The 24,887-nt window shown below is 27.3% G+C and carries 26 protein-coding genes; 25 read left to right on the top strand and 1 reads right to left on the bottom strand.

The genetic code is table 11. From position 1 onward, the window contains the following. Positions 1 to 7 precede the first annotated feature (7 nt). The 6 genes from AVBRAN9333_RS05650 to AVBRAN9333_RS05625 all read left to right on the top strand — a co-directional run bounded on the left by AVBRAN9333_RS05650 (position 8) and on the right by AVBRAN9333_RS05625 (position 5,075). Entirely contained in the window at positions 8 to 1,006 is a 999-nt protein-coding gene (locus AVBRAN9333_RS05650; RefSeq protein WP_267523837.1) for a MotA/TolQ/ExbB proton channel family protein, read from the top strand. Beyond that, entirely contained in the window at positions 999 to 1,988 is a 990-nt protein-coding gene (locus AVBRAN9333_RS05645) for an OmpA family protein (protein WP_336609578.1), read from the top strand. The genes AVBRAN9333_RS05650 and AVBRAN9333_RS05645 overlap by 8 nt, the downstream gene beginning before the upstream one ends. Next, on the top strand, positions 1,969 to 2,916 hold the full coding sequence (locus AVBRAN9333_RS05640) for a glycosyltransferase family 9 protein (RefSeq protein WP_336609577.1): 948 nt from the start codon (positions 1,969 to 1,971) through the stop codon (positions 2,914 to 2,916). The genes AVBRAN9333_RS05645 and AVBRAN9333_RS05640 overlap by 20 nt, the downstream gene beginning before the upstream one ends. Then, complete coding sequence (locus tag AVBRAN9333_RS05635) at positions 2,913 to 3,788, top strand: lipid A biosynthesis lauroyl acyltransferase (RefSeq protein ID WP_214115763.1); 876 nt, start codon at positions 2,913 to 2,915, stop codon at positions 3,786 to 3,788. Before AVBRAN9333_RS05640 ends, AVBRAN9333_RS05635 begins: the two co-directional genes overlap by 4 nt. Continuing rightward, on the top strand, positions 3,785 to 4,666 hold the full coding sequence (locus tag AVBRAN9333_RS05630; RefSeq protein ID WP_336609576.1) for a glycosyltransferase family 9 protein: 882 nt from the start codon (positions 3,785 to 3,787) through the stop codon (positions 4,664 to 4,666). The genes AVBRAN9333_RS05635 and AVBRAN9333_RS05630 overlap by 4 nt, the downstream gene beginning before the upstream one ends. A 61-nt stretch (positions 4,667 to 4,727) precedes the next feature. Beyond that, positions 4,728 to 5,075, top strand: coding sequence for a cupin domain-containing protein (locus AVBRAN9333_RS05625; RefSeq protein ID WP_336609575.1), 348 nt, complete (start codon positions 4,728 to 4,730; stop codon positions 5,073 to 5,075). A 30-nt stretch (positions 5,076 to 5,105) separates the two neighbouring features. Here the strand turns inward: AVBRAN9333_RS05625 and glnA are convergent, their stop codons facing one another. Beyond that, on the bottom strand, positions 5,106 to 6,536 hold the full coding sequence (gene glnA, locus AVBRAN9333_RS05620; RefSeq protein WP_214115760.1) for a type I glutamate--ammonia ligase: 1,431 nt from the start codon (positions 6,534 to 6,536) through the stop codon (positions 5,106 to 5,108). An 83-nt stretch (positions 6,537 to 6,619) separates the two neighbouring features. Between glnA and AVBRAN9333_RS05615 the strand changes: the two genes are divergently transcribed. The 19 genes from AVBRAN9333_RS05615 (at position 6,620) to AVBRAN9333_RS05525 (ending at position 24,798) form a co-directional block, all read left to right on the top strand. Next, positions 6,620 to 7,336, top strand: coding sequence for a chemotaxis protein (locus tag AVBRAN9333_RS05615; RefSeq protein ID WP_214115759.1), 717 nt, complete (start codon positions 6,620 to 6,622; stop codon positions 7,334 to 7,336). Further along, on the top strand, positions 7,336 to 8,583 hold the full coding sequence (locus tag AVBRAN9333_RS05610; protein ID WP_336609574.1) for a peptidase U32 family protein: 1,248 nt from the start codon (positions 7,336 to 7,338) through the stop codon (positions 8,581 to 8,583). Before AVBRAN9333_RS05615 ends, AVBRAN9333_RS05610 begins: the two co-directional genes overlap by 1 nt. Positions 8,584 to 8,591: 8 nt before the next feature. After that, positions 8,592 to 9,074: a DUF3972 domain-containing protein gene (locus tag AVBRAN9333_RS05605; RefSeq protein WP_336606777.1), complete on the top strand. Its 483-nt coding sequence runs from the start codon at positions 8,592 to 8,594 to the stop codon at positions 9,072 to 9,074. Positions 9,075 to 9,076: 2 nt separating this feature from the next. Beyond that, positions 9,077 to 9,793: a tetratricopeptide repeat protein gene (locus AVBRAN9333_RS05600; RefSeq protein WP_336606776.1), complete on the top strand. Its 717-nt coding sequence runs from the start codon at positions 9,077 to 9,079 to the stop codon at positions 9,791 to 9,793. A 99-nt stretch (positions 9,794 to 9,892) separates the two neighbouring features. Then, positions 9,893 to 10,336, top strand: a complete 444-nt coding sequence (gene rplI / locus AVBRAN9333_RS05595) for a 50S ribosomal protein L9 (RefSeq protein WP_214120108.1) — start codon at positions 9,893 to 9,895, stop codon at positions 10,334 to 10,336. Then, positions 10,336 to 10,872 (top strand): ATP-dependent protease subunit HslV, encoded by a 537-nt coding sequence (gene hslV, locus AVBRAN9333_RS05590; RefSeq protein ID WP_214115754.1) that lies wholly within the window; start codon positions 10,336 to 10,338, stop codon positions 10,870 to 10,872. The genes rplI and hslV overlap by 1 nt, the downstream gene beginning before the upstream one ends. Before the next feature lie 2 nt (positions 10,873 to 10,874). Then, the gene (hslU, locus tag AVBRAN9333_RS05585; RefSeq protein ID WP_214150108.1) at positions 10,875 to 12,194 is read left to right on the top strand and encodes an HslU--HslV peptidase ATPase subunit; all 1,320 of its coding nucleotides are present in this window, start codon (positions 10,875 to 10,877) and stop codon (positions 12,192 to 12,194) included. Next, entirely contained in the window at positions 12,191 to 13,060 is an 870-nt protein-coding gene (gene era / locus AVBRAN9333_RS05580) for a GTPase Era (RefSeq protein ID WP_214115752.1), read from the top strand. Before hslU ends, era begins: the two co-directional genes overlap by 4 nt. Positions 13,061 to 13,078: 18 nt before the next feature. Continuing rightward, a complete protein-coding gene (locus tag AVBRAN9333_RS05575; protein WP_214115751.1) occupies positions 13,079 to 14,767 on the top strand; it encodes a hypothetical protein in 1,689 nt (562 codons plus the stop codon). Next, the gene (locus AVBRAN9333_RS05570) at positions 14,764 to 15,459 is read left to right on the top strand and encodes a hypothetical protein (RefSeq protein WP_214120104.1); all 696 of its coding nucleotides are present in this window, start codon (positions 14,764 to 14,766) and stop codon (positions 15,457 to 15,459) included. The genes AVBRAN9333_RS05575 and AVBRAN9333_RS05570 overlap by 4 nt, the downstream gene beginning before the upstream one ends. Next, positions 15,459 to 15,827 carry a hypothetical protein gene (locus AVBRAN9333_RS05565; protein ID WP_336609573.1) on the top strand — a complete coding sequence of 123 codons (369 nt, stop codon included), beginning with the start codon at positions 15,459 to 15,461 and terminating at the stop codon, positions 15,825 to 15,827. Before AVBRAN9333_RS05570 ends, AVBRAN9333_RS05565 begins: the two co-directional genes overlap by 1 nt. Next, positions 15,805 to 17,427 (top strand): pilus (MSHA type) biogenesis protein MshL, encoded by a 1,623-nt coding sequence (mshL, locus tag AVBRAN9333_RS05560; protein ID WP_214115748.1) that lies wholly within the window; start codon positions 15,805 to 15,807, stop codon positions 17,425 to 17,427. The genes AVBRAN9333_RS05565 and mshL overlap by 23 nt, the downstream gene beginning before the upstream one ends. Positions 17,428 to 17,436: 9 nt before the next feature. After that, positions 17,437 to 18,264, top strand: coding sequence for an ATP-binding protein (locus AVBRAN9333_RS05555; protein ID WP_214115747.1), 828 nt, complete (start codon positions 17,437 to 17,439; stop codon positions 18,262 to 18,264). Beyond that, a complete protein-coding gene (locus tag AVBRAN9333_RS05550) occupies positions 18,257 to 19,129 on the top strand; it encodes a CDC27 family protein (protein ID WP_239803492.1) in 873 nt (290 codons plus the stop codon). Before AVBRAN9333_RS05555 ends, AVBRAN9333_RS05550 begins: the two co-directional genes overlap by 8 nt. Further along, a complete protein-coding gene (locus AVBRAN9333_RS05545; RefSeq protein WP_336609572.1) occupies positions 19,126 to 19,662 on the top strand; it encodes a hypothetical protein in 537 nt (178 codons plus the stop codon). Before AVBRAN9333_RS05550 ends, AVBRAN9333_RS05545 begins: the two co-directional genes overlap by 4 nt. Positions 19,663 to 19,706: 44 nt before the next feature. Next, the gene (locus tag AVBRAN9333_RS05540; RefSeq protein ID WP_442862230.1) at positions 19,707 to 21,398 is read left to right on the top strand and encodes a GspE/PulE family protein; all 1,692 of its coding nucleotides are present in this window, start codon (positions 19,707 to 19,709) and stop codon (positions 21,396 to 21,398) included. Between the two features lie 3 nt (positions 21,399 to 21,401). Next, positions 21,402 to 22,637, top strand: a complete 1,236-nt coding sequence (locus AVBRAN9333_RS05535) for a type II secretion system F family protein (RefSeq protein WP_214115743.1) — start codon at positions 21,402 to 21,404, stop codon at positions 22,635 to 22,637. Between the two features lie 233 nt (positions 22,638 to 22,870). After that, complete coding sequence (locus tag AVBRAN9333_RS05530; RefSeq protein ID WP_214115742.1) at positions 22,871 to 23,548, top strand: response regulator transcription factor; 678 nt, start codon at positions 22,871 to 22,873, stop codon at positions 23,546 to 23,548. After that, positions 23,545 to 24,798, top strand: a complete 1,254-nt coding sequence (locus AVBRAN9333_RS05525; protein WP_214115741.1) for an ArsS family sensor histidine kinase — start codon at positions 23,545 to 23,547, stop codon at positions 24,796 to 24,798. The genes AVBRAN9333_RS05530 and AVBRAN9333_RS05525 overlap by 4 nt, the downstream gene beginning before the upstream one ends. Positions 24,799 to 24,887 lie beyond the last annotated feature (89 nt).

Below are 24,887 nucleotides of genomic sequence, written 5' to 3'. Positions count from 1 at the left end.
AGTCTTCGTGTTAGCGATTTTAGCTTATTTAAATATTATAAAACTTATTATGCCATTACATACTATTATAATGTGTGCTGTGCTTTTAGTATTTGCTATGTTTTTTGCACCGCAAAATGAATATTGTGTATATGCAAAAATTAAAAAGAATTCGTCAATTTTTGAAAATGATTTAAAAGATTTTATTAAAGATAATTCTTTAAGAATTGATGAAATTAGTAAGGCTAATGTGAGTTTTGATGAATTTTTTGATAATTATTTACATAAGCTAAAGCCACTTTCATTTGGATATATTGCTAGTGCTGTTTTTCCAATGATTGGAATTTTAGGAACTTTTATAAGTATTGCAATATCTATGCCTGATTTTAAAGTAGGTAGTTCAGCTGCGCTTGAAGGAGAAATTAGCTTATTGCTTAGTGGAATTTCAACTGCTTTTTATGTTTCAATTTACGGGATTTTTCTTACTATTTGGTGGATGTTTTATTCAAGACTTGGTATTGCTAAAATTAATAATTTTAAAGAAAATTATAGAATTAATAGTAAAAAATATTTTTGGAGTAAAGAAGAATTAGAAAGAATTTCTCTTAGAAAAAATAGTGAGTTATTTTCTAATACAAATTTATTATTATCAAAGCTTTATGATAATGAGTTTTTTAATGAAATATCAAAACTCCATCAAGATAAATTTACAGGTTTTAAAGAATTATTTAAATCTTATGAAAAAATTGCGATAGTTCATACAAATTTAGCTCAAAAATCTTTAGAATTAAGCAATAAAAATACTAAGCAAATGCAAGAAAAGATAGATGAATTTTCATTAAGAATTGAAAATAGCTTGAAAGAATTTGCTAAATTAAAAGAAGATTTAGAAGCTAAATTATTAGATTTTAAAAATATTTATGAAGATGAAAAACACGAATTTAGAATAGTTGATGAATTAAAAGCTGATATTGAAAACCTTAGTAAAGAAGCAAATCAGGTATTAAATAAAATAAATAATGCGTAATAAAGATAATAATAATTTTTGGATAGTTTATGCTGATTTGATGGCTGGATTGTTGTTTGTATTTATTTTAGTTCTTAGTGCTATTGTTTTAAAATATATTTTTACACAAAATGAGCTAAAAAATGAACAAAAACATTTAGATGAATCAAAAGCTTTAATAATTAGTAAAGATGAGCTTTTGAGTTCTTTAAATGAAGAGCTTGAAAAACTCAATATTTCATTAAACGATGAGCTAAATAAAAATAAAGATGCAAATGATTATATTAAAAAATTGCTTCTTAATTTAGATGAAAATGCAAAAAACAAGGAAGAATTATTAAGCAATATTGACAAAAAAGACGCACAGATTTTAATACTACTTAAAAATCTTGAAGATACTGAAATAACAATAAAAAACAAAGATGATAAAATAGACGAATTAGCAAAACAATTAAGTGGGTTTAAGCTTGAATATGAAAAACTTAAAAATAATAAAACAAAATTAATTCAAGCTTTACAAAATAAATTATCAAATGATATTTTAATCAATCTTAATTCAGGCAGTATTAGCTTAAATGCTAGTATTTTGTTTGATAGTGCGGAGTATTTGATTAAAGATAGTGCAAAAGAAGAGCTTAAAAAAACTCTAATTAAGTATTTTGATGCCTTGCTTAGCTCACCTGAAATTCTAGCTAATATTGATAGTATAGTGATTGAAGGACATACTGATAGTGTTGGTGGATTTACTTATAATCTTGAGTTATCTCAAAAAAGAGCTTTGGAGATTATGAAATTTATTAATTCGTTTTATAATGATAAAAGATTAGAAAAACTACTTGTAGCAGTTGGCAAAAGCTATAATGATTTAAAATTTAAAGATGGCGTTGAAGATAAACAAGCAAGCAGAAGAATAGAAATAAAATTACAATTTTCAAATGAACAAGCAATCAAGGAATTTGAAAGCGTAATTTCAAAGGATTTAAGTGAAAATAGCAATAATTAGACTTAGTGCAATGGGCGATATTTTTCATATGCTATGGCATATTAATTATATAAGAGCTGCATATCCTAAAGCTAGGATTGATTTTTTTGTAGATTCTAGGTTTTATTTTTTACTTGATGGACTTATTTGGTTTGATAATATTTATTCATTACCACTCAAAAAACACCCAATAAAAGCATTAAAAGAGATAAAACATTTAAAAAAATCATATGATATTAGTATTGATTATCAAGGAAGAATAAAATCAGGTTTTTTAGCAAATTATTTGAGTGCAAATTCTTATGGATATTCTAAAAATGGCTTAAGAGAAAAATTAGCTTATTATTTTTATAAAAACCATTGTAATTGTGATTATTTAGAAAATGTGTATAAAAGAAGCCTTGAATTAACTCGCTTTGCTTTAAAAGAATTTAAAAATGATGAGTTAGTAACTAGCGATGTGTTAATTTATGATGAGATAAAAACTCAAAATATTATGAATAAAATAAAGCCTTTAGTAGAAGACGAATTTATATTATTACATAATGGCTCAAGCAAGATAAATAAAATGCTCCCTTTAGAAAAATTGATTGATATTTGTAAAAATTGTGATTATAAAATATTGCTTAGTTGGGGTTCTCAAATAGAACTTGATAGAGCAAATGAGATTGCAAAAGAATGTAAAAATGCTAAAGTCTTGCCTAAAATTTCATTAAATGAATTAGTGTTTTTAAGCAAATTAGCAAAATTAATTATAGGAAATGATAGCGGGACTACTCATATTGCTGTGGTTTTAAATCGTCCTAATATAACTTTTTTAAACGAATGTGATAAAAAACCTGCAAAAAGATTAATAAGTCCATCTAATTTACAACATTATTTTTATAAATTTAGCGATGTAAATAAAGAAAAAGTTTTAGATATTATTAGTAGGGTTTTTAGCAAATGAGAGATTATTTATATATTTTTATTTTTTATTTTTTTAATTTTTTACTGAAATTAATTCCCAATAAGATTTTAAAATTCTTTGCTAATTTAATTGGTAGCCTAGCATTTAGAATTAATAAAAAACATAAAAATATAATCTTAAAAAACTTAGAGCATTTTTGCAAACTCACACAAGCTCCAAAAAGTATAGAAATTACCAAACAAGTTTATAAAAAATTTGCTTTTTATATATTATCAATGGTAAAAAATCAAAATATAAGCCAAGAAAAATTATTAAAACAAATAAAATTATTCAAAAACGAAGAATATTTACAAGATTTATTAAGTGCTAATGCAAAAATAGTTTTTACAACAGCACATTATGGATATTGGGAGATTTTGCCATCTGCTGTTGCTATTAAGTATAATTGTAAAATTAATATAATTGGAAGAGCCTTAGAGAGTGCAAAAATTAATGCCATACTTACTAAATATAGAGAAAATTTCGGAGTAAAACTAATAGAAAAAACAAATGCTTTAAGACCTATGATTAAGGCTTTAAACAATAATGAATTAGTAGGAATTGTAAGCGATCAAGACGCACATATTAAAGAAAGTAGCGAGTTTATTTTATATGGTAGAAAAGTTACTCAAAGCAATGCAGCAAGTCTTATAGCTAAAAGGTGTGATGCTTATTTATTGCCTGTTTATATTTATGAAATTAGCGATGGTTATTGTATAGAGTTTTTTAAGCCATTAAAGGCTAGTGAAAAAACAATAGAAGAACTTAGCTTTTATCAATTAGAATGCACGAAAAAAATGTGGGAAAAAAATCCTAGCGAGTATTTTTGGTTTCACAAAAGATTTAAGACATTTTATGAGGATGAGTATTGAAAGTTTTTATATATTTACCTAATTGGCTAGGCGATGCTATTATGGCTGCTGGTGCTATTAATGCTTTAATTAAAAAATATCCTAATGCAAAAATTACTTTTTATGGAAGTTTTGTAGCTTGTGAGCTTTATAAGGATTTAGGTGAAGTTGTAGTAGAGATAAAAAAACAAAGATTAAAACAAATTAAAGCTTTAAAAGAAGAATTTGATTTAGGAATTTCATTTAAAGCAAGTTTGTCATCTAAGTTTTTGTTATTTATATTAAATGCTAAGAAAAAATTTTATTTTAAAGCAAACAAAAGTGATAATACTCATCAAGTTTTAAAATATTTTAATCTAATAAAGCCACTTGGATTAGACGAGCAATTAAACACAGCTTTACCTTTTAAAAAGCTTAAAACAAGAAAACTAATAGGAATAGCAGCTGGTGCTAATTATGGTGCTGCTAAATGCTATGAGCCTAGTTATTTTGCAAAAATTGCTAGCACTTTTAAAGAGCATAAAATAATACTTTTTGGGACTAAAAATGAAGCTGGAATTTGTAATTTTATTGAAGATGAGCTTAAAAAATACGATATAAAAGCCATTAATTTGTGCGGCAGAACTAATATTAAAAGATTGGCTTTAGCAGTTTCTAGCCTTGATTATTTATTGGCAAATGATAGTGGAATTATGCATTTAGGTGCTAGTTTTAATATAAAAGTTCTAGCATTTTTCGGACCTACGAATACAAAACAAACATATCCTTTTTGTAATAATGGTAAGTTATTTTCATTGTTTTTGCCTTGTTCTCCTTGTGCTAAAAAAGTATGCCCTTTAAAGCACCACAATTGTATGAAACAAATGACACCTGAATTTGTATTAGAACAAATGAGATAAATCAAGTCTTTTTATTTCTTTAAAGAGTAAAATACTCCTAAAATTATTCAAAGGAGATTTTATGAAATTTAATGTAATTTATGAAGTAAAAGAATGGCAAGGTAATTCAAGTGAGTTAAAAATAACTCCAATTTATGATGATGAAGCAAACAAAGAAATCCAAATTATTTTACCAAAAGGTAAAATTATGCAAGAGCATAAAGCTCCAGGAGTGATTGTAGTTCAAGTTTTAAAAGGGGATATTGAGTTTATAATTGATAATAAAAGTATAAATCTAAAAGATTTGATGAGTATAAAAGTAGCTGCTAATATTAATCATAGTTTAATTGCTAATGAAGATAGTATAATTAGACTAAGTCTTGCAAAAAATGATAATTTTAGTAGGGTAAAAAGCGTTCAAATTGATTAATACTTTAGAGGTTTTTCAACCTCTAAATAATTAGCAAGAATATGTAGTTTTAAATTCGTATGCAGTTGGGCGTTGTTCTACTGGCCAAACTTGATTTTTAAACTTCATATGTTGATAATCTTGTATACAAACATCAGTAAATGCAGGTTTTAAATAAGCATTATCACGGATTAAACTCTCTAAAGCACCCCTTAGAGTATGTGGTAATTGCTCTATTCCTTTTTCTCTAATTTCATCAAGGCTTAATTTAAATAAATTTTCATCCATAGGTCCAGCTGCAGTAAGCTCATTTTTAATTCCATCAAGTCCTGCTAAAAGCATAGATGAAAATGCCAAATACACATTACTAGAACTATCAGGAAAACGCATTTCAACTCTAGCACTTTTTTCGTTAATTCCATAAGGCACTCTACAACTAGCCGAACGATTTTGACAAGAGTAAGTTAGAATTGATGGAGCTTCAAACCCTGGTATTAATCTTTTATAAGAATTAGTAGTTGGATTTGTAAATGCTGTTACACTTCTTGCGTGTCTTAAAACCCCACCTATATAATGAATTGCAGTCTTGCTAAGTCCTGCATAGCCACTTTTATCATAGAATAAGTTTTTGCCATTTTTAAATAAGCTCATATGAACGTGCATTCCGCTACCATTATCAAGATGAAGTGGTTTTGGCATAAATGTAGCAGTTTTACCATTTAGATGAGCTACCATTTTTACTACATATTTATATATTTGAACATTATCGGCAGCTTCTACTAAAGTATTAAACTTAACCCCGATTTCTCCTTGACCTTGTGCGTTTTCGTGGTGATGAACAAAGCATTCAATACCAACACGCTCTAAAACTTGAACCATTTCAGCTCTTAAATCTTGCATACTATCAACAGGAGGAACTGGAGTATAACCACCTTTTCTTCTTGGGCGATGACCGGTGTTATAAGCGTCTTCATAATGCTTACCATCATTCCATTCACCTTCTTCTGTGTCTATTTGATACATAGCATAATTCATTGTATCTACGATTTTAATATCATCAAAGATGAAAAATTCATTTTCAGCACCAAAATACGCAGTATCAGCAATATCACTACTTTCTAGCATTTTAAGAGTTCTTTTTGCTATTGTTCTTGGGCATTTTTCATAAAAATCATTTTTATAAACATCAAAAATATCACAGATTACAATAACGGTATTGTCGCTTGTAAATGGGTCAATAAAAGTTGTTGTAACATCAGGGATTAATATCATATCACTTTTTTCAATTGGTTGCCAGCCTTTATATGAGCTTGCATCAAAAGGAATTCCATTAGTAAGTGTATCTTTTGTTACACTTTTCATAGTGTATGTATGATGATTCCAAGTGCCATCAAGAGAAGTAAATCTAAAATCTACAAACTTTATTTCATTGCTTATGCAAAAATCAAAGAATTCGGTAACATTATTTACAAATTTAGCCATTTTTTTAACCTTAAGTTAGATTTGATTAGCTATGATTTTAGCTAATATTTTTTAATTAAGTATTATTTTAAGGAAGAAAAATAATGACGCAAGAAGAATTAGATGCTTTAATGGCTGGTGGGCTTGATGATTTTGAAGATGAAATTGTTAATGATATAAAAGAAGAAGTTGTAGAGCCTAGTGAAGCAATTGAAGATTTAGAAGATGAAGAATTGAGTTTAGAAGAAGAATATAAATCATATAGACCAGATTCAAGGAAATCTTGGCCACCACCGCCACCAACAGAAGATCATAAGGTTGTAAATCAATTAGATGATGTAACTCGTGATAGTGAAGTTAAAGCTACTGAATTACTTGAAAAAATTGAAACAATGATGGATTATTTTGCAACTGCTGAAAAGATTATAAAAACCTTTAAAAAATCAGTTCAAAATCAAGTTGAGTTATTTACAACTTTAAATGAGAAATTTCCTAATGTTAATAAATTTAGTGAATGTTTAGCTGAATGCAAAGAACAATTAGCAAAAATTGATGAAGCATTAGATAATTTAGCAATGGGACAAGATGAAGCTATGATGGCAATGGATGCTATGCAATATCAAGATATTCATAGACAAAAGATTGAGCGTGTAATTAATGTAATGAGAGCATTATCTAAGTATATGAATAGCTTGTTTGAAGGTAGAATTGATGATGAAAAAAGAGTTAGTAGTGCTGTTCATATTGAAGGAGATAGCACAGCTGATTTGGTTACAAATGATGATATTGAAGCATTAATTGCGTCATTAGGTAAAAAATAATGCTAACTCCACAAATAATTGCTCCAGCAGGTAATTTAAAAAAATTAAAAATTGCTGTAAATTATGGTGCCGATGCTGTTTATGCAGGACTTTCATCGTTTTCTTTACGCTCTCGTGCTGCTAAAGAATTTGATGAAACTAGCTTTGCAGAAGGTATAAAATATGCTCATAGCAAAGGTGTGCAAGTTTATGCAACGGTTAATGGTTTTCATGTGAGTGCTCAACTAGAAGGTCTTAAAAGACATTTAGCCTTACTTGCCGAGCTAAAACCTGATGCTTTAATAATCGCTAGTATAGGTGCTATGAGATTAGCAAAAGAAATAGCTCCTAATATTCCTATCCATGTTAGCACTCAAGCAAATATTTTAAATTATGAAGATGCTTTAGTTTATAAGGATTTAGGTGCAAAAAGAGTTGTAATTGCTAGAGAATTAGGCTTAAAAGATGCTTGTGATATAGCAAAAAATGCAGATATTGAAATAGAAGCATTTGTGCATGGCTCAATGTGCTTTGCTTATAGTGGAAGGTGTTTAATATCAGCAGTTCAGAGTGGAAGACGCTCAAATCTTGGTGCATGTGCTAATGATTGTAGATTTCCTTATGAATTATATGCGAAAAATCCAGAAAATAATGCTTTATTTAGAATAGTAGAAGATGATTTAGGAACACATATTTTTAATTCTAAAGATTTAAAACTTGCTAATTATATAGACAAAATTATGGAAAAAAATGCCATAAATGCTTTTAAAATAGAAGGAAGAACTAAGAGTGAATATTATGTAGCTTGTGCAACTAGAACTTACAAACAAGCTGTAATTGATACTTTAAACAATCAATTTGATGCAAAAAAATATGATGATGAGTTAAATACTTTAAAATCTCGTGGATTTACTGATGGGTATTTAATGGCTAGACCTTATGAAAAAGATGATACTCAAAATCACGAAACTTCAATAATGCAAGGCACAATGCAAGTGCATGGGTTTAGCGAAAATGGTAAAAGCATAGCTAGTAAGGGAATTATTAAAAAAGATTATGAATACGAAATATTTGCTCCATTAAATGCAAGTATTGAATTAGTAAATAATGAAATAGGCGAAATTTATAAGCGTGATGATAAATATTTTTGCAAATTTAAAAAGCTTATAAATGAGAATAACAAAGAATTTGGCGAATTACATAGTGGCAATATAAATGAGATTTTAAGCCCATCTTTATTGCCAGAATTTAGCTTTTTAAGAGCATAGGAGTTTTTATGCAAACATATCTTGAACTTAGTGAATTTTGCAAATTAGTTCATTTGAATGAAGAAGTTGTAATGGCTATGATTAAAAGTGGTTCATTAAAACACAAATATGAAAATGAAAAGCTTTTAATAGAAGCAAATGCAGGGACTTTTGCAATCGTTCCTGTAAAAGATAAAAATATAGAAGTTCAAGATATTGCAAATACCCCTGCAGGTAATTTTATAGAAAAGACAATAGGAACTATTCTTAATCTTCACGAGAAAGTCTTAGATGCAAAGGATGAGACTTTAGAAGTTTTAAGGGGCGAAAATGCCTTTTTAAAAGAAGCACTTTATTCTATGCAAGAGCTTTATGATGAAGATAGAAAAATAATAGATACTCTAAATAAAGAATTAGAATTAGCTAGAGAAGAAATTGAATATCTTAAACGCAAATATAAACTGATGTGGAATAAAGCTGTAGAAAATTATCAAAAAGATATTAAAGAATAAAAATGAGAAAATTCTTATTATTTGTATTTATTAGCGTGTTTTGTTTTGCTAATCAAGGTTTAGAGTATTATAAAAATAAAGAATACGAAAAAGCTGCTAAAATTTGGGAAAAAGAATGTGCTAAAGATAATTTTAAGTCTTGCAGTTTTTTAGGTTATATTTATAGTCAAGAAAAATATGTAAAGCAAGATTATTCAAAAGTAATTAAATTATTTAAAAAAGCTTGTGATGCAAATGAGTTTGGTGCTTGTTTTGGTTTAGGCTGGATATATAAAAATGGAAAAAGTATAAAACAAGATGACAAAAAAGCAAATAACTTATATGAAAAAGCTTGTAATGCAGATGTTTTTGAAGCGTGTTATAATTTAGGTAATTCTTATTATATTGGACAAGGTGTAAAGCAAGATTATAGTAAATCAATCAAGTTGTATGAAAAAGCTTGCGATGGAGAAGTTTTTAATGCTTGTTATAATGCTGGCGTTTCGTATAGCGAAGGAAAAGGCGTAAAACAAGATTACAATAAAGCAATTAAATTATATGAAAAAGCTTGTGATGGAGAATATCCTATGGCTTGCAATAATTTAGCTCTTGCTTATTTTAATGGTGAAGGTGTAAAAGAAGACTATAATAAAGCGCTTAAATTAAGTAAAAAAGCTTGTGATTTAGGCGAGCAGATGGGTTGCTATAATTACGACATACTTAATCAAATAAAGTATTAGAATTTAAATCATTCATTATAGATTTAAATTCCACATAATAATTTGCGTAAAATATACTTTTTTTTATTACAATCAATAATATTACAAAAAGGAGAAATTATGAAAGTTTTATTAATTAAAGATGTAAAAGGCTTAGGTAAAGCCGGAGAAGTTAAGGAAGTAAAAGATGGTTATGGTCAAAATTTCTTAATTGGTAAAGGTTTTGCAAAAGTTGCTAGCACAGAAGTGCTTAGAAAACACGCAAGTGATTTAAAGAAAAAAGAAGAGCAAGACAGATATGAGCTTGAATTAATGAATAAATTAAAAGATAGTTTAGCTGATAAAAAAGTTATTATTAAAAAACAATTAGGTGCTAATGGAGCATTATTTGGTGGAGTTACAAAAGATGAAATTTCACACGCTATTAAAGAGCAATTCAACCTTGAACTTGATAAAAAAAGCATTCAAGATTATGCTATTAAAGCAGAAGGTGAGTATAAAGTGAGTGCAAAATTAGGTCATGGCATTGTTGCTGAATTTGTAGTAGTGGTAAAAGGTGCTTAATGTTTCACGCTACTACGATTTTAGCTTATAAAGGAAAAGATGCTTCAGTAATTGGTGGTGACGGGCAAGTTACTTTTGGAAATACGGTTTTAAAGGGTAATGCAGTAAAACTTAGAAAGCTTTATGAAGGAAAAGTATTAGCAGGTTTTGCAGGAAGCACTGCTGATGCTTTTACTTTATTTGATATGTTTGAAAAAATGCTTGAGAGTAAAAAAGGAGATTTAGAAAGAGCTGTTATTGAGTTTTCAAAAGAGTGGAGAAAAGATAAATACTTAAGAAAACTTGAAGCTATGATGATAGTTTTAAACAGAAAACAAATCTTTTTATTAAGCGGGACAGGCGATGTAGTTGTGCCACAAGATGAGTGCATTTGTGCTATTGGAAGTGGTGGAGCATACGCACTTAGTGCTGCAAGAGCATTGCATAATCATGCAAATTTAGATGAATTAACTTTAGTTAAAGAAAGTCTTAAAATTGCAGGAGAGATTTGTATTTATACAAACACAAATATAACTACTTATGAATTAAGGGATTAAGAATGCAGATGTTACCTAAAGAAATTGTTGAATTTTTAGATGAATATGTAATAGGTCAAGAAAAAGCTAAAAAGGTAATTGCTATTGCTTTAAGAAATAGATATAGAAGATTAAAGCTTGAAGAAAGTATGCAAGATGATGTTGTTCCTAAAAATATTTTAATGATAGGAAGCACAGGTGTTGGTAAAACAGAAATTGCAAGAAGAATTGCTAAATTAATGGGCTTGCCTTTTATTAAAGTAGAAGCTAGTAAATATACTGAAGTTGGTTTTGTTGGTCGTGATGTAGAAAGTATGGTAAGAGATTTAGCTAATGCAGCTTTAACTTTAGTAAAAAATGAACATTTAGAAAAAAACAAATCAAGATTAGCTGAACTAATAGAAAATAAAATTTTAGAAAAATTATTACCGCCATTACCAAAAGGTGTTAGTGAAGAAAAACAAGCAGAGTATGAAACTAGCTTAGAAAAGATGAAAGAGCGTCTAAGAAATAAAGAATTTGAAGATAAGGTTATAGAAATTTATGTAACCCAACGCTCACTTGAGACAAATCCAAATCTACCACCAGAACTTGCAAGTATGCAAGAGATGGTAAAAGTAATTGGTATTGCTGATAAAAAAGTGAAAAAAGAGTTAAAAATTAAAGACGCTAGAAAAGTTTTAGAAACTGAATTAACAGATAGTGTTTTAGATAATGAAAGCATTAAAGATGAAGCCTTAAAAAGAGTTCAAAATGAAGGAATAATCTTTATTGACGAGATAGATAAAGTTGCGGTAAGCTCGGGTAATTCAAGTAGACAAGACCCTAGCAAAGAAGGTGTTCAAAGAGATTTGTTACCTATCGTAGAAGGTAGTGTAGTAAATACTAAATTAGGTAATGTAAAAACTGATCATATATTATTTATTGCAGCAGGTGCATTTCATTTAAGTAAGCCAAGTGATTTAATCCCTGAATTACAAGGTAGATTTCCACTAAGAGTTGAGCTTGATAGCTTGGGTGCTGATGAATTGTATGAGATTTTAACAAGACCTAAAAACTCACTTTTAAAACAATATAAAGCCCTTTTAGAAACTGAAGGAGTTAATTTAGTGTTTGAAGATGATGCTATTAAAAAAATTGCAAAAATAGCAGCACAAGCAAATGAAAGTATGGAAGATATAGGTGCTAGACGCTTACATACTGTTATTGAAAAATTAGTAGAAGATATTTCTTATGAGTGTGATAAATACAAAGATAAAGATTGTGTAATAGATACAAAATTAGTTGATGATAAATTAGGCTCTATTATAGAAAATCAAGATATAGCAAGATATATTTTATGAAAAGCGGTTTTGTAAGTGTAATCGGCAGAACAAATGCCGGTAAAAGCACAATGATTAATTCTTTACTAGGCGAAAATATTTGCCTAGTATCACATAAAGAAAATGCCACAAGAAGAAAAATGAATGTGGTAATAATGCACGATGAAAATCAAATAATATTAATAGATACTCCAGGCCTACACGAAAGCAATAAGAATTTCAATCAACTATTAATAGAAGCTGCTAAAAAGAGCTTAGATGAGTGTGATTTGATTGTATTCGTTATGAGTATTTTTGATAGTTTAGATGAATATAAAAAATTTTTAGATTTAAAGCCAAAGGTTGAGCATATTGTAGTTATAAACAAAGTTGATTTGGTTGAACCTAAAAAATTATTGGATAAATTAGAAGAATTTAATAAATTAGATATTGTTCCTAATATCATTCCTTATTCATCAAAAAATAAATTCTATAAAAATAAATTATTAGATGAGATGGTAAAGTATTTACCAGAACACCCATATTTTTTTGACCCAGAATTTAGCACTGATAAAACAACTAAAGATGTTATTAAAGAATTAATAATAGAAAGCATTTATCAAAATCTTAGTGATGAATTGCCATATTGTTGTGAAGTGTTAATTAATAAAATTATAGAAAAAGATAATTTTTTAACTATTTATGCCGATATTATTACAGATTCAGAAAATCATAAAGCAATGCTAATCGGTCGAAATGCTAATACAATTAAGCGTATTGGAATAGTCGCTAGGAAAAGAATTGCTGAAGTTTTTTTATTAAAAATTAACTTAAAGTTGGTTGCAAAAGTTCAAAAAAAATGGTACGATAATGAGAACTTTTTAAAAAAAGTAGGCTTAAAACAATAAAAAATAAAAGGTATTTAAATGGCGAAAACAGCGAAAAAAAGAGAATTGGTCGCTTTTGATTCAAGTACAAAAAAACTCTATAAACTTGCTGATAATGTCCTTAGTGAAATTACCGTTAAGGAAAAAAGCAATTCTGCTTACAATATTACCTATATGCCAGGTGAAAATGTAAAGTATGCTTCTGTTGAGGTTCCAAACGATACAGATGAGGATGAAATCAGTATAATTACAAACAAAACTTATGAAGTGTTAGAATTAGATATAGACAAGGATTATAAGATATCTTATAGTATTTCTAATGCTAGTATGGGAATTAATACAGTATATAATGTATTTGTAGTAGAAAATGAAAAAATTGAAACAGAATTTAAAGATGTAGCTAATAAGCTTCAGTATATTGATTATATAGATATTGAACCATTGATGTATCAAAATTATTATACAAGCAAACTTATAGAAAGTGATGGAGTTCAAGTATTTATATATTTTCATAAAACATATACAACACTTACCGTGTATAAAGATGGAGAATTAATAAACTATAAGATTATTAATAAACTTAGCATAGATATGTTGCATGGTAGTTTTTCTCATGATTTAGGAGAGAGAATTCCTGAACATATGTTTTTAAATGAATTATCAAAATATGGTTTTGACCATGTAGATGATGCAAAAAGAGTTTCACTTAATAAGGTTTTAAGCGAGTCTTTTAAATTCTTAATTAATAATTTATCTTTAATATTAAGAGGTGCTCAATTAGATAATGTTACTATTACAAAAGTATTTGTAGGAACTGATATTGGGTTAAGTCAAAATTTCTTAAAAAAAGTTGAAGTATTGTTTTCTTGCTTTAGGTGTCTTGATGATGATATTATACTTGAAACTATGCTTAATAATAAAGTTGAAATTGGAATTAATAGTCTTGAGGTAGCAGAATTTATTAATATCCATAAAATTAAATATGATTTATTTAAAAATATTAGAAATTTTACCGTTGAGGTTAATACACCTTCTGAATTTACAACTACTCCTGAAAAAGAAGGCGGAGAATTAAGGATTAATCCATTTGTTTTATTAAGCTTGTTAAGAGCTAATGAACAATTAAAAATGCCAAATGATGTATTTAACATATCTACATTCTTAAGACCACCACCTTTTGCAAAGAGATATTCTGGGAAGTTAATTTTATCAATTTTGGCTGTTATTGTATTGGCTAGTATTTATCCTATATATAATTACATAAATGGTAAATTTATTGAAGTAGAAGAAAGAGATACTAGTGAAAAAATTCCTGCTAAACAAACAGAATATACAAGAATTGATAATGAAATTAAAAACCTTGAAAGTAGATTATCTAGTTTATCAGCTGAAGTAAATGAAGCTAGAAGAACTTTAGAATTTAGATATACACTTTTAGATAATATTTATGATAAAAAAGTTAATTATTTATCAAAAGCTAGTGCAGCTACAAAAATGGCTAGTATCTTAAATCAAAGCAATATTAAAGTAACAAGTATGTCTTTTGATAATGATATTATAAATGTTAATTTAAAAGGAACTTCAACAGGTATAACTTCATTCTTAAAAGAAATAGGTGCTGATGATACTTATAGTATTGAATCAAGAGATGTATTGATTAAGATATTAAATCTTGATGATAAAGATAAAGAGCATGAAAGTAATATTGTAATAAAGGTTTTAAGATGAAACAAGGTAGTATTTTTGATAAAATAGATAATTATTACGAAAAGCAGCCTAATACTAATATATTCTATATGAGTATATTTATGTGTGTATTTTTATTTGGTTATTTAATCTATGATTATACATATGAGAGTTCAGAGCAGTATGTGGCAGAACAAACAGAATTGTTAAATAAAGCTAAAGAAGAGTTAAGAAGACTTGATGATTTTATTGAAAGAGAAAAGCAAAACTCAAGAATACAAAAATTAACACAAGATATCATTAGCGAAGAAAAAGCAAGAAAAGAAATCAGTGATGAGAATATGTATTTTGATGATAAATTAAAAGAAGCGTCAAAATTATTATATAATCAAAAAAATTGGTCTGAGTTTATGGCTAAAATTAATGAATTATCTAAAAAATATCAAGTAGTTTTAGGTGATGTAAGAAGTAGTGTAAATGATTTGGTAAGTCAAAAAGTAGAAGAAGTTTTTAATGTTCAATTTTCTTTAACTGGTAAATTCCAAAATATTTTACATTTTGTAAATAGCTTAGAAAAATCAATTGATGTTGTAGATGTAAATATGCTTAAACTATACAAAATTGAGCCTACAGATAATCCTAATAAGGATAATAATGGTGGCGAAAATAACAAAGTTTATACAAATGACATTCAAGCTGATGTTAAAATCTCAATATGGGGGATTAAATATTAATGAAAAAAGTATTATGTATATTAGTTTGTATTCAAGCAATTTTTGCTATGACAAGAACAGAACTTGACAATAAATTTAATGAATTAGTTCAAGTTAGAAATACAATAGACTATCTTGAAATTACAAAAATAAATGATCCTTTTTATAAGGACAAAATCAAATCAGACGAGGTTATAACTTTTACTTTATATGCTATTGTAGATAAAAGAGTGAAAATCAATCAAAAATGGTATGGTTTAAACGAAATAATTACTGCAGGTTATAGGGTAGTTAGTATTAATAATGAAAGAGTTGGTCTTTCAAATTCAATTAATTATGTAGAACTTAATTTAAAGGATAATCAGAATGTTCAAATCAGTGTTAAATAAAACTATTATATCTTTAAGTGCAGCGCTAATGCTATCTAGCTCATTAAGTGCAGCAGATTGCTCAAAAAGAGCTTTTGATATTAAAGTAAATAAAGAAGATACTTCAGCTTACGAAATAATTAATCAATTATCAAAAGTATGTGATTTTAGTGTAGTTTATAAAGATTCATATTCAAAAGGAATATTGAGTACTAGACAAGATGGAATAAGCATTAAAAATATGCATATTAATGGCATTTTTGATTTGCTTATTGCTGAACAAGGTTTAGATTATGATTTTTCAAATAATATCTTAAAAATTCAAGGTTTAAATACTAAAACATTTAAATTAGATTATATTACTTCAGTTCGTAAGGGTAGTGCTATTACTAAGGCAAATGTTGAATCTCAAGCAAGCAGCAGCGATAGCAGTAGCTCAAGTTCAAGTTCAGGTTCAAGTTCAGATAGTGATAATATGATTGAAACTAAAGAAGAATTTGATTTTTGGAAAAACATAGGCAAAGAGATTTCAGAAATAGTTCAAAATTCAGGTCAAAATATTCCTATTACCCCTCCTACAATCAATGCTAATGCAGGTTTAATCACAGTTACTTCAAGTAATGAAATTTTAGATAGGATTGAAACTTATTTAAATCAAGTTCAAGAATCACTTAAAAAACAAGTAGTAATTGATGTTTCAATTATTGAAGTAAGCCTTAATAAATCTCATAAAACAGGTATAGATTGGACACAATTTAATTTAGGATTTGATACTACTGGAGCATCTCTTACAAATCTTATTGGAAACACTGCTAATGGCACTATTATTTTAGCTGATAAAAAAAATACTTCTAATGTATTTTGGGGTAAAACCGATAAAGGTAGATGGCACGGAGATGAAAATATAGCTATTAATATGGGTATTAACCTAACAGGTATGATAAATTTTCTTAAAGAAAGTGGAGATGTTAAAGTTGTTTCAAGTCCTAAAATCGCAACTTTAAATAACCAACAAGCATTAATCACGGTTGGTGATACATATAATTATAAATTAAAAGGAAGTAGCACAACTACAGATAGTGGTAGCACGGGTGATGCTGATGAAGAAAAATCAATTTTCGTAGGTATTTTATTAAATATCTTACCTGAAATATCAGATGATAATAAAATTATGCTAAGAATTAATCCAAGCATTAGTGAGCTAATAAATATTGAAGATAAAAAAGTTAAAGATGGCTATAGGGTTGTTGCTCCAGATACAAAACAAAAGAAATTATCAACAGTTGTTCAAGTAAGAGATGGAGAGACTATTGTTTTAGGTGGTCTTATTACTGATTCTGAATTATTTAGTAAAAATGGAATTCCGGTATTACAAGATATTCCTTTATTAGGAAAATTATTTGGTTCTAAACAAAAATCAAAAGAAAAAACAGAATTAGTGTTTGTTATCACTCCGCATGTTGTTGATTTTACTAAAGATAAAGAAGAAGTAAGAAAATCTTTAGAAGATTTAGGATACTCTTTAGCACTAGATTATAAAGAAGATTTAAAACCTACTGCTACTAAAAACTTATTTAAAGAAAAAGCAGAAGAATTTGATTCAATAAATAATGTTGAATAAGGGTTGCTATTGAATAAATATACATTAGCTAAAGAATTATTTATAGACAATTTAGAAAGCCTTAGATTTATCAATCTTGATAAATCTAAGATTGCTTATCATAAGATTATAACTTCATTAGAAAAGCCTTTAAAATTAGTATTGTTTTATGGTAAGCCAGGTTGTGGTAAGACTTTTTTATTAAATAAAATAGAAAAAGATTTAAAAGAAAAAAATAAAAAGATTATATTATTAGAACAGCCATTTTATTCAGAATCAGGATTTTACACAGAGTTGCATAGAAAAATTTTTAATGAATATGTAGAGATTGAAAAATACGAAGATTTTTTAAGAATTTTTAAGGATAAAGTTACTCAAACTCCCGAAGAATTAAAATACGATGGATATATGGTAATGCTTGATGAAGCTCAAATGTATCCTAATATATTAATAGAAAAAATTAGACTATTATCAGATACTAGAATGTTTAAATTCTTATTTACAGTTCATAAGACAATTGCTGATGAGGATATTTTAGCTCAAGAGCATTTTACTACTAGAATTTGGGAAAGTATTGAACTTAGTGAATCTAGTGAAGATGAAATTAAAACTTATATTAATAAGAAATTAGAAACTTTAAAGAATGGTTTGGATAAAGGATTTTTTAGTAATAAAAATTATAAGTTTATATATAGCGTTACTAAAGGAAACTTAAGAACTGTTAATATGTTATTGTATAAAGCATTTGAAATATATGAATTTTATGAGCAAGAAAGATTTAGTGAGTTTAGTAATCCAAAAATCAATGAAAAAGTATTAGAAATGGCTGCTCTTGATAAAGGTTTATTAAATGCTTAATTTACATGAAGTTATAGAATTAGAAAATAAATGGAAAATTTATTCAAGTAAGAAAAAAAAGAAAAAGTATATCTTTTTATACATATTAGCTTTTATTATATTTGTTATTTTTATATCTGCTTTAATATATTTTGCATACTCAAAAGGTGCTAGCGAATTAGAAACTAATGTAAAAAAAAGTAATAATGAAGTTAAAAAGATTATAAATGATACTAAGGTTAAATTAGAAAAAGAAAAAATATTAGATAATAAAAATATTATCAATAAACCAGTAGAAGTAATTAGTAATAAGCCAGATAATGATAAGAAATTAGTAGATATGCCTAAACAAGAAGAAGTTAATACTACTACTTTATCAGATACTACAAATAATGAAACTATATCATTAAGCATTATGAATATAGATGTTAAAAACTCATCTTTTAAATCAAATACAAGTGAAACAAAATCAAGTAATATTAAAAATAATAACATTATTAAAAATATACCTAAAAATATAGAAACTAACACAATAGTTATTACTGATTTAAATTCTACAGCTACACCTAAGGTAGAAAGCAAAAAAGAATTAGATGATTTAGAATATTTGAAATTAAAATTTTCTGAAACTAATAGTATATATTTTGCTTTAGATATAGCTGATGTGTATTATTCTAAAGGCGATTTTAAAAACGCTAGAGAATGGGCATTGACTGCAAATAAATTAGATGTTAAAAATGATAAATCTTGGGTTATGTTTGCAAAAGCAAGTTATAAATTAGGTTTAAAAGAGCAAGCTATTAATTCTTTAACTAATTATTTAAATTCTAATAGCTCAACTCGTGTTAAACAAACTTTAGACTTAATTAAAGAAGGTAAATTATGAGAAAAATTATTTTTTTATTAATAGCTTTAAATTGTTTTGCTATTAGTTTAGCAGATATTAATAAAGCTATTGAAAATCAAGAATATTCAAAAGTATGCAATAATTTAGTATATGATTTAGCTGTAAAAAATCAAGATGATGGATTGATGAATTTGTATGGTATTGCATGTTTAAGAACAGATTATATAAACAAACTATCAGCTGTTATTATTGCACTTAGAAATTCAAAAGAAGCAAGAGCTAATGCTGTTTATTATTCAACTATTTTATATAAGAAAAAATTATTGCATTCAGCACTAGTTGATAACCTTGATATAAGCTCTATTAAGCTACCTAAGTGTGATTATATTTTATCTGATATTTACGATGATTATATATTAGGTAATTATATAAAGGAAAATGATAAATATATTTTTAGATATAATGATAAAATCTATGAAATGAGTTTGAGATTTGATAAACCATTTACTAAGATGGTTTTAACTATTTTAAATTCAAACAATCAAATATTAGAAGTGAAAGAGTACTGGTAATGGAATTTGTAGATCGTTTAGGAGTTTTAGTATATAGAAGAAAAATGGAATTAAAAGACACTATTATGTCTTTTGAAAATCCACAAGATAAGTTAAATTATTTAAAAAGCGTTTTAGATGAAAGCACATTAGAATCTTTATTGATTGACCTTTATAAGACTAATGGTATTACTTTAGATGATATTGCATTACATTTTGAAATAGGTAATAAAGAATTTTTAGAAAAAATTGCACAAAAATTAAGATTTGAATATATAGATTTAGATTCAGTTGATATTAATTATAAAATTTCTGAAAAAATTCAGTATTCAGTTTTATCAAACTATGGATTTTTACCTTTTAAAGAAGATGAAATTAATTTATATGTAGCATATAAAGAACCATTTAATTTAGAAACTCAAGATAAAGTTCAACATTTATTTAGTAGAAAACTTGTTAAAAACTATGTCGCACATCCATCTCAAATTGATAGATATTTAAGTAAAATTCAATTAAATGAAAGTATAAAAGATATTATCAATGATATTAGAAAAGAGTTAAGCTCTGATCCTACAATGACTGGTGGAGAGCAAGATAGCTCTGGAATTTTAAAATTAATTGAAGTTATCCTTAGAACTTGTATTGTAAATCGCTCAAGCGATATTCACATTGAACCAACCGAGACAAACTGCATTGTTCGTGGTAGGATTGATGGTATGCTAACTGAAATATTTATTTTTGATAAAGATATATATCCACCAATGGTTTCTAGAATGAAACTTTTATCAAATATGGATATTGCAGAAAAAAGAAAACCACAAGATGGTAGATTTTCTGCTAGGGTTTTAGATAAAGAATATGATTTTCGTATTTCAACATTACCTATTATAAATGGCGAAAGTATAGTTTTAAGGATACTTGATAAATCAAAGATTTTAATTAGTCTAGGCAATCTTGGAATGCACCCTACAAATCTTGAAAGATTTCAAGCAGCAATGCATGCACCTTATGGGATTATTCTTGTAACTGGTCCAACAGGAAGTGGTAAAACAACTACTCTTTATGCTGCGCTTAATGATATGAAAAGCGTTGAGACTAAAATTATCACGGTTGAAGACCCTGTAGAGTATCAGTTAAATTTGATTCAGCAAGTGCATGTTAATGAAAAAGCAGGGCTAACATTTGCGGCTGCTCTTAGGTCTATTCTAAGACAAGACCCTGATATTATAATGATAGGTGAGATTAGGGATGCTGAAACATTAACAATTGCTATTCAAGCAGCACTTACAGGACACTTAGTATTTTCAACTCTTCACACGAATGACGCAGTTTCAGCCGTTACTAGGATAGTTGATATGGGGGTTGAGCCTTATATGGTTAGTGGTGCATTAACAGCAATTGAAGCACAAAGACTTGTAAGAAAGCTTTGCCCTAATTGTAAGCAAGTTACAAAAATACCTGATAATTTTTATTCAAGAATTGAAAAGTATGTAAAAGAAGTAGAAAATCCACAATTTTATAAGCCTGTAGGTTGCCCTAAATGTTCTCAAACAGGCTATACTGGTCGTGAAATGATAAGTGAAATTCTACCAATCAGCGATAGAATTTCTTCTATGGTTGCAGCGGGTGCATCTAAAGAAGAGATTAGAAAAGTAGCTTATGAAGAAGGTTTTGTTGATATGTTTCATGATGGTATAGTAAGAGCTGCTAAGGGTGTTACTAGTGTTGATGAAGTATTAAGAGTTGCGAAAGAGTAATAAATGAAGAAATTTCAAGTTGAGTATATTAGTAAAGGACAAAAAAAGGTCTTAACTCTAACAGCACAAAGCAAGGCAAGTGCTGTTGAACAAGCTAAAAATAAAAATTTAGGTCGTATAGTAAAGGCTGGCGAAGTTCAAACCGTTTCGCTAGGAAGTGCTGTTGATAAATTAAAAAATTTATCTTTTTTTAAACCTACTATAAAATTACCTGATTTGATTGCTTCAATTAACCAATTAGGTGTTATGGCTGGTGCTGGTATTTCTATCCATGATAGTGTGAGAGAAGTTGCAAATTCAAGTGCAAATAAAAGGGTAAAAGAGATTTTTTCTAAAGTTTATGAGGACTTGAATGCTGGTCTTAGTATAAGTTTATCACTTGAACCATTTCAAGCTGAATTAGGTGATATTACACTAGCTATGGTTAAGCTAGGTGAAAGCACTGGTAAATTGGGTGAAAGTTTAAAAAAACTTGCAGAAATTTTACAAGAATTATATGACAATCAACAAAAGTTTAAAAAGGCTTTAAGGTATCCTATAATAGTTGTTACAGCTATTGCTATAGCATTTACTATCTTAATGCTTGTTGTTGTTCCGCAGTTTAAGGAGATATTTGAACAATTAGGGGCTAATTTACCACCTGCTACTAAGGCTTTGTTATTTATTGAGCATACTTTAAGAAATTATGGGATATATGTTTTAGTTGTGCTTATTGGTGGGATATTTGCTAGTAAAAGATTTTATGGAATTAATGATAATTATAAAGCTTTAGTTGATAGATATGCTTTAAAAACTTATCTAATAGGAAAGATTATTTTATTTGCTACTATGAGTAGATTTAATCTTATTTTTACAGAGCTAGTAAGAGCAGGTATTCCTATTGCAGATGCACTTGATACTTCACTTAGAACAATATCTAATACAACTATGAAAAATAAATTAAATGCTACTAAAGTTTCAATTTCAAGAGGGCTTAGCTTAACTGAATCTTTTAAAGAAACAGAACTTTATGAGAATATGCTTATTCAAATGATTAAAGCAGGCGAAGCCAGTGGTCAATTAGATGCAATGCTTGAAAAAGTTACTGGGTATTATAAGGAAAGATTTAATAATATTATAGATAACCTATCAAGCTATATTGAGCCAATTCTTATGTTATTTATTGCTGGTATGGTTCTTTTCTTAGCACTTGGTATTTTTATGCCTATGTGGGATTTAGGAAGCGCTGTAAAAAGCTAAATAAAATCTTTAGTCAAGAATTTGACTAAAGATAATACATTTCTTTATTAGTTTGAATTTACAATAATTTAACTAAGTTCTATACAATCACTAAGCTACAATATTTTTTAATTTGATAAATAGTTTTAATTTTAATGAATTAAAATAATCTTTGTAAGCTATTTGGTTTATAATATAAATTATAGATTTTGATAAGGTTTTATCTGTATTAGTAATTATTTAAAGGAGTTAAAATGACTAGAATATTAATGATTGAAGATGATTTAGAATTAGCAGAAATTTTAAAAGAATATTTAGAGCAATATGATATGAAAGTTGATATTGCTGATGAGCCATATATTGGATTGTCAAAATTAAATCTTACTACATATGATTTGATTATATTAGATTTAACATTGCCTGGAATGGACGGACTTGAAGTATGTAAAGAAATTAGAAAAAAATATACTAGTCCAATTATAGTATCATCTGCAAGACACGATATAAATGATAAGGTAGAAGCTTTAGAATTAGGCGCTGATGATTATTTACCAAAACCGTATGATCCAAAAGAATTAAAAGCTAGAATTACATCACATTTAAGAAGATTTGAACAAATTCAAATAAGTGCAAACGAGCATAGCAACAAGACTTTAGAATATGATGAATTTAAACATGCTATTTATTTTAGAGGCAAAGAATTAGTTTTAACAAATGCAGAATTTGATATTTTAAGTTATTTAATTAAAAAAGAAGGTGGTGTAGTTAGCCGCGAAGAATTAATTTACAATTGTTCTTCAATTAATGAAGAAAGTTCTAATAAAAGTATAGATGTAATTATTTCTAGAATAAGACAAAAAATTAGTGATGATAGCAAAACTCCAACTCATATTCACGCAATTAGGGGAATTGGTTATAAGCTAACACAATGAAATCTAGTATTTTTTATGTAATTACTTTTATTTTTATATTAGCTACTTCAACTATAGGAATGGCGTTTATTTGGTTGATTAATTATGATAAGGATAATTATTCAAACGAACTAAACGCTAGATATTCTTACTTAGCGAATTTAAAACTCCAAGAATTAAATAATGCAATTACTGAAGATGAATTTAATTACAAACAAAATCAATTTAAACTTAAATTAATAGACCAAGATAGTAAAAAATTAATTTTATTTGATGCTATAACATTGGCTGAAGATAGTAATAACTTAGGAGCAAGTAAAATTCTTACAAGTAATGGCAAGAATTATTTATATATAATAGCAAATGATAAAGATTTCTTATATGAAGATACGAATTTTAATTCTTATAGATATATGAGTATTCAAATAATATTATGTATAGTTATTTTGGTTTTATTAATTAGTTATATATTTGTTATAGGTAAATTAAGACCTATTAGAAGACTTAAAAGACAAATTACAAAATTTGCTAGCAATGATTTAGATAATATAGAAAATATAAGCAAGGGTAATGATGAGATTTCTCAAGTTTCAGATGCTTTTTATCAAGCTATTAAAAAAATTAAAGATTTAAATACTTCAAGACAATTTTTTTTAAGAAATATAATGCACGAGCTTAAAACTCCAATTACAAAAGGTAGAATTACAGCTGAAATGCTAGAAGATACGAAATTTAAGCAAAGACTTATAAATGTATTTGATAGAATGGTGATTTTAATAGATGAATTAGCCGCAGTAGAGCAAATCACAAGTGGAGTTGCAAAAAATCCAAAGAAAATTTCAATTACTCACATTTTTAATGAAGCAAAGGAAATGTTGCTTTTAGAAAATGAAAAAATTAATATTATAAGTGATAATACTTTTGTAGTTTATGTTGATTTTAAACTATTTACAACTGCAATTAAAAATTTATTAGATAACGCTATTAAATATTCAGATGATAATGCTGTAAGAGTTATAATTTGCCATGAAAGTATAAAGTTTTATAACAAAGGTAAAAAATTAGATAAAAATATTGAGTATTATTTAGAGCCTTTTACTCAAGGTGGTAATAAGAGTTCAAATTCTTTTGGCTTGGGGCTTTATGTTGTAAATACGATTTTAGAAGCTCATAAATTGAAATTAAATTATAACTATGATAATGGTTATAATATTTTTGCCATTACTAATCTTGATAATATAATCAAAGAAGAAAAAACTCAAGAAAAATAACCTTTATTAACTTTAAAAAAGTTAAAATATCCGCTTATTTCACACACACCAATCCTTATTGTTGCAACGCTAGTTGTATTTGGGTGTGG

This window comes from Campylobacter sp. RM9333, from assembly GCF_020137705.1.
Classification (GTDB): domain Bacteria; phylum Campylobacterota; class Campylobacteria; order Campylobacterales; family Campylobacteraceae; genus Campylobacter_E.
The sequence above is the reverse complement of the archived record's forward strand: the minus strand, read 5'-3'. Positions and strand labels throughout refer to the sequence as shown.

Coding starts and splice junctions, on each gene's coding strand:
- AVBRAN9333_RS05610 (WP_336609574.1), top strand. CDS start 7,336: ATGCTAACTCCACAAATAATTGCTCCAGCAGGTAATTTAAAAAAATTA.
- AVBRAN9333_RS05625 (WP_336609575.1), top strand. CDS start 4,728: ATGAAATTTAATGTAATTTATGAAGTAAAAGAATGGCAAGGTAATTCA.
- rplI (WP_214120108.1), top strand. CDS start 9,893: ATGAAAGTTTTATTAATTAAAGATGTAAAAGGCTTAGGTAAAGCCGGA.
- AVBRAN9333_RS05540 (WP_442862230.1), top strand. CDS start 19,707: ATGGAATTAAAAGACACTATTATGTCTTTTGAAAATCCACAAGATAAG.
- AVBRAN9333_RS05535 (WP_214115743.1), top strand. CDS start 21,402: ATGAAGAAATTTCAAGTTGAGTATATTAGTAAAGGACAAAAAAAGGTC.
- era (WP_214115752.1), top strand. CDS start 12,191: ATGAAAAGCGGTTTTGTAAGTGTAATCGGCAGAACAAATGCCGGTAAA.
- AVBRAN9333_RS05645 (WP_336609578.1), top strand. CDS start 999: ATGCGTAATAAAGATAATAATAATTTTTGGATAGTTTATGCTGATTTG.
- AVBRAN9333_RS05525 (WP_214115741.1), top strand. CDS start 23,545: ATGAAATCTAGTATTTTTTATGTAATTACTTTTATTTTTATATTAGCT.
- AVBRAN9333_RS05615 (WP_214115759.1), top strand. CDS start 6,620: ATGACGCAAGAAGAATTAGATGCTTTAATGGCTGGTGGGCTTGATGAT.
- AVBRAN9333_RS05575 (WP_214115751.1), top strand. CDS start 13,079: ATGGCGAAAACAGCGAAAAAAAGAGAATTGGTCGCTTTTGATTCAAGT.
- AVBRAN9333_RS05570 (WP_214120104.1), top strand. CDS start 14,764: ATGAAACAAGGTAGTATTTTTGATAAAATAGATAATTATTACGAAAAG.
- AVBRAN9333_RS05530 (WP_214115742.1), top strand. CDS start 22,871: ATGACTAGAATATTAATGATTGAAGATGATTTAGAATTAGCAGAAATT.
- AVBRAN9333_RS05565 (WP_336609573.1), top strand. CDS start 15,459: ATGAAAAAAGTATTATGTATATTAGTTTGTATTCAAGCAATTTTTGCT.
- AVBRAN9333_RS05545 (WP_336609572.1), top strand. CDS start 19,126: ATGAGAAAAATTATTTTTTTATTAATAGCTTTAAATTGTTTTGCTATT.
- hslV (WP_214115754.1), top strand. CDS start 10,336: ATGTTTCACGCTACTACGATTTTAGCTTATAAAGGAAAAGATGCTTCA.
- hslU (WP_214150108.1), top strand. CDS start 10,875: ATGCAGATGTTACCTAAAGAAATTGTTGAATTTTTAGATGAATATGTA.
- mshL (WP_214115748.1), top strand. CDS start 15,805: ATGTTCAAATCAGTGTTAAATAAAACTATTATATCTTTAAGTGCAGCG.
- AVBRAN9333_RS05600 (WP_336606776.1), top strand. CDS start 9,077: ATGAGAAAATTCTTATTATTTGTATTTATTAGCGTGTTTTGTTTTGCT.
- glnA (WP_214115760.1), bottom strand. CDS start 6,536: ATGGCTAAATTTGTAAATAATGTTACCGAATTCTTTGATTTTTGCATA.
- AVBRAN9333_RS05605 (WP_336606777.1), top strand. CDS start 8,592: ATGCAAACATATCTTGAACTTAGTGAATTTTGCAAATTAGTTCATTTG.
- AVBRAN9333_RS05550 (WP_239803492.1), top strand. CDS start 18,257: ATGCTTAATTTACATGAAGTTATAGAATTAGAAAATAAATGGAAAATT.
- AVBRAN9333_RS05635 (WP_214115763.1), top strand. CDS start 2,913: ATGAGAGATTATTTATATATTTTTATTTTTTATTTTTTTAATTTTTTA.